Annotated in this window: 12 protein-coding genes; 4 read left to right on the top strand and 8 right to left on the bottom strand. The window is 63.8% G+C overall.

The genetic code is table 11. The features are described 5' to 3' along the window. The 7 genes from ENZ75_RS09710 to ENZ75_RS09680 form a co-directional block, all read right to left on the bottom strand. Positions 1-373, bottom strand: a 373-nt coding sequence (locus tag ENZ75_RS09710) for an extracellular solute-binding protein (protein WP_128278060.1), incomplete at its 3' end; no start/stop codon positions are given. Positions 374-435: 62 nt separating this feature from the next. Next, positions 436-1,095 (bottom strand): GntR family transcriptional regulator, encoded by a 660-nt coding sequence (locus ENZ75_RS09705; RefSeq protein ID WP_063167949.1) that lies wholly within the window; start codon positions 1,093-1,095, stop codon positions 436-438. Between the two features lie 23 nt (positions 1,096-1,118). Then, complete coding sequence (locus ENZ75_RS09700; RefSeq protein ID WP_063167950.1) at positions 1,119-2,003, bottom strand: dihydrodipicolinate synthase family protein; 885 nt, start codon at positions 2,001-2,003, stop codon at positions 1,119-1,121. Between the two features lie 146 nt (positions 2,004-2,149). Beyond that, the gene (gene dprA, locus ENZ75_RS09695; protein ID WP_063167951.1) at positions 2,150-3,289 is read right to left on the bottom strand and encodes a DNA-processing protein DprA; all 1,140 of its coding nucleotides are present in this window, start codon (positions 3,287-3,289) and stop codon (positions 2,150-2,152) included. Then, entirely contained in the window at positions 3,286-3,873 is a 588-nt protein-coding gene (gene plsY / locus ENZ75_RS09690; RefSeq protein WP_063167952.1) for a glycerol-3-phosphate 1-O-acyltransferase PlsY, read from the bottom strand. The genes dprA and plsY overlap by 4 nt, the downstream gene beginning before the upstream one ends. Positions 3,874-3,933: 60 nt before the next feature. Next, positions 3,934-5,220 (bottom strand): dihydroorotase, encoded by a 1,287-nt coding sequence (locus tag ENZ75_RS09685; protein ID WP_063167953.1) that lies wholly within the window; start codon positions 5,218-5,220, stop codon positions 3,934-3,936. After that, positions 5,217-6,176: an aspartate carbamoyltransferase catalytic subunit gene (locus ENZ75_RS09680; protein ID WP_063167954.1), complete on the bottom strand. Its 960-nt coding sequence runs from the start codon at positions 6,174-6,176 to the stop codon at positions 5,217-5,219. The genes ENZ75_RS09685 and ENZ75_RS09680 overlap by 4 nt, the downstream gene beginning before the upstream one ends. Before the next feature lie 193 nt (positions 6,177-6,369). On the opposite strand from ENZ75_RS09680, the gene ENZ75_RS09675 reads away from it, so the two are divergent. From ENZ75_RS09675 to ENZ75_RS09665, 3 genes are all read left to right on the top strand, one after another. After that, positions 6,370-7,998 (top strand): DNA alkylation response protein, encoded by a 1,629-nt coding sequence (locus ENZ75_RS09675; protein WP_013531793.1) that lies wholly within the window; start codon positions 6,370-6,372, stop codon positions 7,996-7,998. Positions 7,999-8,192: 194 nt separating this feature from the next. Further along, on the top strand, positions 8,193-8,762 hold the full coding sequence (locus tag ENZ75_RS09670; RefSeq protein ID WP_013531792.1) for a hypothetical protein: 570 nt from the start codon (positions 8,193-8,195) through the stop codon (positions 8,760-8,762). Then, positions 8,762-9,103 (top strand): DUF6105 family protein, encoded by a 342-nt coding sequence (locus tag ENZ75_RS09665; protein ID WP_063167955.1) that lies wholly within the window; start codon positions 8,762-8,764, stop codon positions 9,101-9,103. Before ENZ75_RS09670 ends, ENZ75_RS09665 begins: the two co-directional genes overlap by 1 nt. Here ENZ75_RS09665 and ruvX read toward each other — a convergent pair. Beyond that, positions 9,021-9,527, bottom strand: a complete 507-nt coding sequence (gene ruvX, locus ENZ75_RS09660) for a Holliday junction resolvase RuvX (RefSeq protein WP_063170231.1) — start codon at positions 9,525-9,527, stop codon at positions 9,021-9,023. The two genes, ENZ75_RS09665 and ruvX, sit on opposite strands and share 83 nt — an antisense overlap. A 122-nt stretch (positions 9,528-9,649) precedes the next feature. Between ruvX and ENZ75_RS09655 the strand changes: the two genes are divergently transcribed. Further along, positions 9,650-10,157 (top strand): metal-dependent hydrolase (locus ENZ75_RS09655; protein ID WP_128278058.1); only part of this gene is annotated, 508 nt, incomplete at its 3' end.

The following is a 10,157-nucleotide window of genomic DNA, read 5'->3' as shown; positions in this document are numbered from 1 at the left end:
AGCCTGATATGTCGGCAAGCCAGCCGCCTTTTTCGAACTGCCGCTTCTGCACATGGTAGCTCAGATGCACGACGTCGAAGCTCGGCTTGCCGGAGCTCAATTCGATCACCGTCTTCTGGCGCTGCTGCTGCTCAGGCGTTGCCTCGGCATTGACCTTGATCCCGGTCAACTCCTCGAACTCGGCGAGATATTTTATCAGGGTGTCGCTGCGCGGGCTTTTCACCAGATTGACGTCGAGCGTCGTGCCGGCAAAGCGCTTCCAGTCGACGGCCGCGGCAAAGCCTGGGCGAACACCCACAAGGCCGGCGGCGGCAAGTGCCGCGGTTCCCTGGAGGAGTTGCCTCCTGGTTGGGTTGAACAGATTGGACGACATTTCTTCCTCCCGGTTGCTGTCGTTGTCGAATGCGTCGCGACCGCGACGCGGCTCATGCTTCCTCAGATTTGCAGCGCCAGCCGGCGCGCCTTGTCGATGTGCAGGCTGATCGCCTCGACCGCCTTCTGCGGGTCGCGGCTTTCCATGGCTTCGATGACCGCAAGGTGCTCACGCATGACCGGCACGACGCGCCCGTCGATGCGGAAGCGCTCCTGATGGATCAGCCGGATCTTCACCGAGTTGACCAGATAGGCCTTGGCGATGATCTCGTTGCCCAGCGCATCGATGAAAGTGTCGTGCATCGCCCAGTCGATGCTCTGCGCCCTGGCTTCCATTTCCGGCGTCGGCGCCTGCGAAAGGGCTTGAGCCAGCATCTCCTCGTGTTCACGCCGCAGGCGGGCAAGTTCGTCATCGGAAGCGCTGACGGTGAACAGCGCCACCGCTTCGCGTTCCATGAACAGGCGGAACTGAAAAGCCTCGCGGATCAGGCTGATGTCGATATGGGCGATCTGCATGCCGCGCTGCGGGATCGTCGTCAGAAGCCCTTCGGCCTCGAGACGCGGCACGATTTCGCGAATGGCGCCGAGCGGCAGACCGGTGAAGGCGACCAGTTCGCGCTGCGATACGAACTGGCCCGGCAGCAGATCGCGGGCCAGCAAATGCCGCGTGAAGCTGGCATAGGCTTTTTCCCTAAGCGTGGTCGGCTCGCTGCCGTCTTCCATTTCAGCGCGTATCCCTTTGCCGGTCAGGCTGATTCCCTGGCAAACAGCCCATCATAGGCGTCAGCCAGCTGTTGTCGCCCCTGCGAACCGATCGGCTCCAGCGGCGGACGGACCGCCAGCCAGCGGTCGTCGCCGGTTTTGCGCGCCACCATGACCTTCACCGCCGGCGTTACCGGGTGTTTGAGCAATTCGAGCACGAAACGCTCGACGCGTGTGTCGTCGCGCCCGTCCCCGGCCATGGCCCGGATTTCGCTGGTAACGAAATTGGCCATGCCGGAGATTGCGCCTTGAGCACCAATTCGCACGGCTCGTGCCAGATGCCGCTCGTCACCGATCAAGATCACCAGATCGCCATGGGCGCCGAGCAGCGCCTCGCTGTAGTCCCAATCCCCGCCGGAATCCTTGACCCCCGCAATGACATCCGGAAAAGCCGTACGCAATCGGCCGATCAGGTCAAGCGAGAGCTGCACCATGGTGACCGACGGAATGTTGTAGAGCAGAACGCCACGGGCGAGGGGACCGAGCACGGCAAAGACAGTGGAAAACCAGCCGAAAAGACCATCGTCGCCGACATTCTTGAAGTAGCTCGGCGGCGCCAGCAGAATGTTGCGGGCGCCGCGCTGCAAGGCATGCCGGGCCTGCTCAGCGGCGTCTTCGGCCGCATCGACCAGCACGCCGGCAACAAGCTGATGCGGCAGGATGCCGGCAGCCAGCATGGCTTCGGTCACCGACCGCCGCTCCCCGGTGCCAACCGATGCGCCTTCGCCGGTGGTGCCAAAAAGCGTAACACTGGTGCACCCCTCCGCCAGGCAACGCTTGGCCTGGGCGACCATGAGGGCGGTGGCGATCTGCCCGGAGGCATCGAAAGGCGTGGCGAGGGCGGCCGAAAGGCCAAAACGTGATGTCACCGGGAGTCTCCGAAAAGAAGTTCGAAGGCAGTGATATCTCACTAACATGTCAGTTGTAAATCTGGTTGGTGCGTTTTTTCTGTCCCCGGATGACGTGGGCGAATCTTCTTGCTGGGAAGCGAACAGCGTCACACCGGAGGTGTCGGTCAGACAGAAGAATCCCCAAACACCAGCGAAACATGTCCTCCCGCATGGCGTTCTAGCCGGCCGGCGAGGTCGAGTTCCAGCAGCACCATGAACACTTGGGCCGGGTGCAGGCCAGTGTGGCGGATGATCTCGTCGACCGAGACGGGCGTCGGGCCGAGCGCCTCGATGACTCGGGCGCGATCGCTTTCGCCGGGCGGTGGTGCGGCCAAGAAGTCGGGCGGCTCTTCGAACGGCGGCACGTCGGGCGCCCGCATGCCGGTCAGCGGCGCGATTGCCCTGGAAATATCCGATGCCTCGGTGACCAGGGTGGCGCCATCCTTGAGCAGGCCATTGGCGCCGGCGGCGCGTGGATCGAGCGGTGAGCCCGGTACAGCGAAGACCAGTCGGCCCATTTCGCCGGCAAGCCTGGCGCTGATCAGGGACCCAGAGCGTTGCGCTGCCTCGACCACCACCAGCCCAAGGACCGCACCCGCGACAAGGCGGTTGCGGCGCGGAAAATCCTGAGCGCGCGGCTGCCAGCCGAACGGCATCTCCGAAATGATGGCGCCACGCTCGGCAATCTCTTCGCACAGGCCTGCATTTTCAGGCGGATAAGGCTGGTCGAGGCCGCCGGCCAGCACGCTGATCGTGCCGGTCGCAAGACTGCCCTGATGCGCCGCTGTGTCGATGCCGCGCGCCAGGCCGGAGACGATTGCGTAGCCGTCGCGGCCGAGGTCGGCTGCCAGCATGCGCGCCATCTTGATGCCGGCCAGCGACGCGTTGCGTGCCCCGACTATGGCGACACCCGGCAGCCGGAAAACAGCTGCGTTGCCCTTTACCGCCAGCAGGGGCGGCGGATGATCCATGTTGCGCAAGAGGGGTGGGTAGTCTGCTTCACCGATGCCGACAAAGCGGGCGCCGGCCTTTCCAGCTGTTTCCAGTTCGGCCTCGGCCTCGGCAACGGACGGGATGCGGGCGATCCGGATGGCGCCGCCCGAAATCATCAGTTCCGGCAGTATTTCAAGCGCCGCTTCGGCTGAGCCGAAGCGGTTGATCAGGTCGCGAAAGGAGGCAGGGCCGACATTCTGGGTGCGGATCAGTCGTAGCCAGCTCAGCCGCTGCCGGTCGCTGAGGCGCGGCCCGGCGGTCGGCTCGCTCATCCCTTGGCTCCGATCTTGCCCTCGGTGCCGGCAAGCAGGCGCGAAATGTTTTCCCGGTGCTTGATGAAAACGATGACGCTCATCACCACGAACAATCCGGCAATTTGCGGCGTGCTCAGGACATAGAGGGCGATCGGCACGATGACCGCCGCCGTCAGCGCCGCAAGCGAGGAATAACGGAAGAGGAATGCCATCACCAGCCAGACGACGGCGAAGATCAGCGCTACCTGCCAGGCAAGGCCGATCAGCACGCCGAGATAGGTGGCGACGCCCTTGCCGCCCTTGAAGCCCAGCCATACCGGGAAGAGATGACCGAGAAAGGCGCCGAGACCGGCCCAGATCGCCAGGTCAGGCGCGAAATAGCCAGCAATCAGCACGGCGGCCGTGCCCTTCAGCGCGTCGAGCAACAGCGTCGCCGCGGCTAGGCCCTTGTTGCCGGTGCGCAGAACATTGGTGGCGCCGATGTTGCCCGAGCCGATCTGGCGCACATCGCCAAGGCCGGCCGCGCGGGTGAGCAGAAGTCCGAACGGAATCGAGCCCAGGAGATAGCCGAACACAAGCGCTGGGATGAGGCTGTAAGTCATTGTTTCCCCCGCATTTCCCCCAGTTTGGCCGGATCAGGCGCGGTGCGCGGGTTGTCCGGCTCAGACGGAGAACACTGTGCGGCCCGCAACCAGCGTTTGCAAGACCTTGCCTTGCAGGCGCGCACCTTCGAAACAGGTGTTTTTTGAGCGCGAACGAATGCCGCTTTCGCTGACGATCCAGGGTTCGTCGAGGTCGACAAGCGCAAGATCGGCGACAGCGCCGGGCTTCAGCGTGCCACCGGGCAGTCCGAACAGTTTTGCCGGGGCCGTGGACAGGGTCTCGATCAGCCTCAGCAACGGCACGTCGCCATTGTGGTAGAGCCGCAAGGCCGCGCCCAGCAGCGTCTCCAACCCGATGGCGCCGGCCGCCGCATCGGCGAAGGGCAGGCGCTTGGTGTCGACATCCTGCGGATCGTGCGAGGAGACGATGACGTCGATCGTACCGTCCCTGACCGCCTCGATCATCGCCAGCCGGTCTTCCTCGGCACGCAATGGCGGCGTCAGGCGAAAGAAGGTGCGGTATTCGCCGACATCGTTTTCATTGAGCGACAGATTGTGGATCGCCACGCCCGACGTCACCGTCGCCCCGTCGGCCTTGGCACGCGTCACGGCGTTTGCCGCCATCGCCGTCGAGATCTTCGCCGCATGGTACGAACCGCGCGTCAGCCGCGCCAGCGCAAGGTCGCGTTCCAGCGGGATGGATTCGGCCTCGCGCGGAATGCCGGAAAGGCCGAGCCAGCTGGCGTAGAGGCCTTCATTCATCACGCCGGATGAACCGAGGTCCGCATCCTGCGTCTCATGCACGATGGTGGCGCCGAAGTCGCGCGCATAGGTCAGCGCGCGGCGCATCACCAGCGCACTCGATATGGTGTGGCGGCCATCGGTGAAGGCGACCGCGCCGGCTTCGCGCAGCAGGCCGAACTCGGTCATCTCGCGCCCGTCGAGGCCCTTGGTGATCGCCGCAGCCGGAAAGACGTTGACGATAGCCGTGTCTTTGGCGGTGCGCAGCACGAACTCGACAAGCGCCACATTGTCGATCACCGGGTCGGTATCGGGCATCATGACGATGGAGGTGACGCCGCCAGCCGCCGCCGCGACACTCGCCGACGCAATGGTTTCGCGATGCTCGCCGCCCGGTTCGCCGATGAAGACGCGGCCGTCGATAAGGCCTGGAATGATCGCCTTGCCGGCGCAGTCGATAATGGTGGCGCCCTCGGGCGCGCCCTGGTTGAGCGCTGGCTTGCCGGCGGCAACGATCTTGCGGCCATCGACGATGACGGCGCCGATCTCGTCCATGCCGCGCGAGGGGTCGACGATGCGGGCGCGCTCAAAGACCGTTATGCTCATGCGCCGCGGCCCTCTTGATTGCGACGGGGATCGAGCAGCGCTTCCATGACCGCCATGCGCACAGCAACGCCCATTTCGACCTGTTCCTGGATGACGCTTTGCGGGCCGTCGGCGATTTCCGAAGCGATCTCGACGCCACGGTTCATCGGTCCGGGGTGCATCACCAACGCGTCGTCTTTGGCCGCCTTCAGTTTTTCCGCATCGAGGCCGAAATAGCGGAAATACTCGCGCACCGAAGGCACGAAGGCGCCTTCCATGCGCTCGCGCTGCAGGCGCAGCATCATCACCACATCGGCGTCCTTGAGGCCTTCGGCCATCGAACGGGTGACGATGACGCCCATCTTCTCGATGCCAGTGGGCAGCAGCGTCGACGGCGCAACGACGCGCACCTGCGCGCCGAGCGCGTTGAGCAGCATGATGTTGGAGCGCGCCACGCGCGAATGCAGGATGTCGCCGCAGATCGCCACGATCAGCTTCGACAGCGGGCCTTTGGCGCGGCGGATGGTCAGCGCGTCGAGCAGCGCCTGTGTCGGGTGCTCATGCGCGCCGTCGCCGGCATTGACGACGGAGCAGCCGACCTTCTGCGCGAGAAGCGCGGCCGCACCGGCCGACTGGTGGCGGATGATCAATATGTCGGGCCGCATGGCATTCAGCGTCATCGCCGTGTCGATGAGCGTTTCGCCCTTCTTCACCGAAGAGCTTGCCACCGACATGTTCATGACATCGGCGCCAAGCCGCTTTCCGGCCAGTTCGAACGACGACTGCGTGCGCGTCGAGGCTTCATAGAACAGGTTGATCTGTGTGCGGCCGCGCAGCGTCGAGGTTTTCTTCTCGGACTGCCGCGAGATCGCGACCGCCCGGTCCGCCCTGTCGAGCAACAGCTCGATGTCGGCAGGGGAAAGGTCGCGGATGCCCAGAAGATGGCGTTGAGGATAGGGGGACGAAGCGTCGGTCATCTCAAGGGGCTGCTATAGGGTGGAGACTTTGCGGCTGCAAGCGCCAGCTTTGCATTGGAACCGTTCTCCTCATTTTTTTCGTGTAGATGGCCGATTGTATCGGCCGGTATTTTCATCGCGCGCGCTGCATGGCTTGGCTATATCTAGCCGACAGCCTCGGATTCGTGGCTTTCTGACGATAGAAGGATTGGGCGTGACCGACGACGTGACGAACCAGCCGCCGCCGCTGACGGGCGGCAACGCCTGGCGGGGCGATCCGTTGCTGATCCAGCTCGCGGAGCGTTTTTCCGATCCGGTGCGCCGGGAACTCGACGGTCTCGGCCGTTTCGTGCTGACGCAGGAGGCGCAGGAACTGGCGCGCCTCGCCAATGTCGAGACGCCGAAGCTGAGGACGCATGATCGCCAAGGACGGCGCATCGACGTGGTCGAGTTCCATCCCGCCTATCACGCCTTGATGCGCCGCTCCGTGGCCAATGGGCTGCATTCCTCGGTGTGGGAAAACGGCGACACCGAGATCGGCCGCCGCCATCAGGTCCGTGCCGCCCGGTTTTATCTGACGGCGGAGCTCGAGACCGGGCATCTGTGCCCCATCACCATGACCAACGCTTCGCTGGCGGCCTTGATGGCCAGCCCGAAACTGTTTCGTGAATGGGCGCCGCGCGTGACGACGCGCAAATATGACCAGAGCCAAAAGCCGCCGGTCGAGAAAACCGGGCTGACGCTCGGCATGGGCATGACCGAGAAACAGGGCGGCACCGATGTGCGCGCCAATGTGACGAGGGCGGAACGCGCCGGCAGCGGTTTTTATCGTCTGACCGGGCACAAATGGTTCATGTCGGCGCCGATGTCGGATGCCTTCCTGGTGCTGGCGCAGGCGCCGGAGGGGCTGTCGTGCTTCCTCGTACCGCGCGTTCTCGGTGACGGCTCGGGCAACGGCTTCCGCTTCCAGCGGCTGAAGGACAAGCTCGGCAACCGTTCCAACGCATCCTCCGAAGTCGAATTCGTCAATGCCATCGGCGAGATGGTCGGCGAACCCGGTGCCGGTGTGAAGACGATCATGGACATGGTGACGCTCACCCGGCTCGATTGTGCCATCGCCTCGTCGGCGATCATGCGCGCGGGCCTCGCCGAGGCCGTTCATCATGCCCGCCATCGTCAGGTGTTCGGTTCGACCCTGATCGAGCAGCCGTTGATGCAGCGCGTGCTGGCGGACATGGCACTCGATGTCGCCGCCGCCACCGCACTGTCGTTCCGGCTGGCGCGGTCCTTCGACGAGGCGGCCAGCGACCGCGGTGAAGCGGCGTTTGCCCGCGCCATGACGCCGGTCGTCAAATACTGGGTCTGCAAGATCGCGCCGCCTTTGCTCTATGAGGCGATGGAGTGCCTCGGCGGCAATGGCTATGTCGAGGAGGCGCCGCTCGCCCGCTATTATCGCGAGGCCCCGGTCAACGCGATCTGGGAGGGCTCGGGCAATGTCATGGCGCTCGACGTGCTGCGCGTGCTTGGCCGTGCGCCCGGCCTGTTCGAGGATGTGCTGGCCGGCATCGACCGCGATCTCGGCGCCGGCGGACGCGGCACGATCGGCGTGCTGAAGGCGGCGATGCAGGTCGCTTCAACCGACGAAGGTTCGGCTCGGCTGCTCACCGAGCAGCTGGCTCTGTCGGCTGCGGCGGCGGAATTGCGCCGTCTGGGGGCAGGGCGGATCGCCGACGCTTTCGTCGAGACGCGATTGGCCGGCCAATGGCGCAACACCTATGGCATGATCGATTCGCGCCACGATGCACGCATGATCATCGACACGCTCTATCCGCCAGTGAACTGAGCCGCGAGCATCGCAAAAACCGGCGCCATCCACAGTTTTGAGGCGTTGGTCCGTATCCTCTCGCATATGGCTAATTTCCGTTAACCTTAACAAATGGTTTCCGTTGCGATGGCGAGCGGCAAGGCCCACTGTCCCGGCGCAAGCAGGCAATGGTTCAGATTGGCCGTCTCCTGCTTTGCGAAGCAGGAACACCGATGCGACAGGTACTGACCTCTTTTCTGACCTTGCACTGGACGATTGTTTTCGCCCTGCTTGCGCTCATCTGCATCGACGGAAACCGTGGTGTGGCGGCGGCGCTCGGCGTGATCGGTGCCACAATCGAGGGTACCCGCTTCGTCAACCTCGACAATTTCGTTGTCGTGGCGCCGCTTGCCACCGCATTGCTGGTCGTCGCGGTTCTGTTTTTCTGGGCCTTTGTCGAAGCCCTGGTCAACGACGCGACCAGCCCGGACGCCGACAGCGTTGCCCGCATCGCCTTCATCTGCGCGTCCGGCGTGTTGTCGCTGATCGTCATCGGGGGTGCTGCGCAAGGCATAAACGGGCTGTTCATGGCTGTTGCCGTGCAGCTGGCAGCACTTCTGGCATCCTATGTCGCCATGCTTGCCGAACGGCGGTCCGTGGTTGCGGCAGCGGCTTCGGGCGAAGGCGAGATCCATGCCGTCGCGCACGGCATGGCAAAAGCCGCAGCCCACAATTCGCTGCTTTCACTCATATCAGGCCGAACGGTGTCCAAAACCGGCTCCAATCCCAGGGGAGGCCGCTGATGCGCTACATCTTCGGATGCTGGGCGGCGCCGATGGCGATTTTCTGGGGCTGGTTCTATCTGTCGGCCAATGACATCAATTTCGGCTACGCGATGCTCAGCCGACAGATGCACGACTTCTTCTTCCGGCTCTACGGTCAGATGCTCGGCATCGATCCGGCGATCATCCCCGGCATGGTGGCGAAGACGTGCGTCTTCGACGGGTTGCTGCTGATGGCGCTTTGGGCATTCCGCCGTCGCCGCGAAATCGCCGGCTGGGTCAGACAGCGCTGGGCGGATCCGGTTCCGTTCGAGCGGATGCGTGGAGCGACTGAAGCCGGTCCAAAACTCCCTGCAGAATAAACGCGGCTGCCGCCGAATCGATCTTGCCGGCGCGCTTGCGGCGCGAGAAATCCATCTCGATCAGCGTCCTTTCGGCCGCGACCGTCGATAGCCTTTCATCCCAGAGCACGAAGGGCAGGTCGCTCATTTGTGCCATGTTACGGACGAAGGCGCGCGATTTCTGCGCACGCGGACCTTCCGAGCCGTCCATGTTGATCGGCAGCCCAATCACCACGGCGCCGGCATTCTCCTTCTGCAGCAAGGCGAGCAGCACCGCCGCATCGAGCGAAAATTTCCTTCGCATGATGACCGGACGCGGATGGGCGAAGGAAAACCTCTGGTCCGAGACCGCGACGCCGATCGTCTTGTCGCCGAGGTCAAGCCCCGCCAGCGTCTTGCCGCCGGCTAACCGCGCCGGCAATTCTTCGATCGCGATAATGCCCACCGGCCGTCCTTCGCCTTTCACCACCAGGTGTTTTGTCAAACGCGTGGCGGACAAGTAACCCTTTGATCTCGGGGCCATTGGCGTTCTATCCTTTGGCAAGTCAAAAATCGAGGAATGCATTCATGAAACTGACCTGGTACGGCCACTCGGCCTTTCGGATCGATACCGCTGATGCCAAGATCCTCATCGACCCCTATCTGATAGGCAATCCGTCATGGACGGGTGGCTGGGAGGGCCCGGCTGAGGGTGTCACGCATGTGCTGCTGACGCATGGCCACAGCGACCACATCAGCGGCGCGGTGGAGGTGCTCGGCAAAAGCGGCGCCCAGCTCGTCGCCAATTTCGAGATCTGCATGTATCTGGTCGGCAAGGGCGTCAGCGACAAGAAGATCAATCCCGGCAACATCGGCGGCACCGTCGATTGCGGCAGCTTCACCACCACTTTTGTCCAGGCGCTGCACTCATCCTCGTTCCCGGGCGAGGGCGGCCAGAACACCTATCTCGGCAATCCGGGCGGCCTCGTCCTGCATTTCGCGGAAGACAAAACGCTATATCACATGGGCGACACCGACATCTTCTCCGACATGGCGCTGATCAACGAGTTGCATGAGACGAAGATAGGCCTGGTGC

This window comes from Mesorhizobium sp. M7A.F.Ca.CA.002.04.1.1 (assembly GCF_004022805.1).
GTDB classification, from domain to species: domain Bacteria; phylum Pseudomonadota; class Alphaproteobacteria; order Rhizobiales; family Rhizobiaceae; genus Mesorhizobium; species Mesorhizobium ciceri.
This window is presented reverse-complemented; position numbering and strand designations above follow the sequence as displayed.

Bases quoted from the DNA above. Each gene is read 5' to 3' on its own strand.
- ENZ75_RS09705 (WP_063167949.1), bottom strand. From the start codon at position 1,095: ATGGAAGACGGCAGCGAGCCGACCACGCTTAGGGAAAAAGCCTATGCC.
- ENZ75_RS09685 (WP_063167953.1), bottom strand. From the start codon at position 5,220: ATGAGCATAACGGTCTTTGAGCGCGCCCGCATCGTCGACCCCTCGCGC.
- ENZ75_RS09665 (WP_063167955.1), top strand. From the start codon at position 8,762: ATGCGCTACATCTTCGGATGCTGGGCGGCGCCGATGGCGATTTTCTGG.
- dprA (WP_063167951.1), bottom strand. From the start codon at position 3,289: ATGAGCGAGCCGACCGCCGGGCCGCGCCTCAGCGACCGGCAGCGGCTG.
- plsY (WP_063167952.1), bottom strand. From the start codon at position 3,873: ATGACTTACAGCCTCATCCCAGCGCTTGTGTTCGGCTATCTCCTGGGC.
- ENZ75_RS09680 (WP_063167954.1), bottom strand. From the start codon at position 6,176: ATGACCGACGCTTCGTCCCCCTATCCTCAACGCCATCTTCTGGGCATC.
- ENZ75_RS09670 (WP_013531792.1), top strand. From the start codon at position 8,193: ATGCGACAGGTACTGACCTCTTTTCTGACCTTGCACTGGACGATTGTT.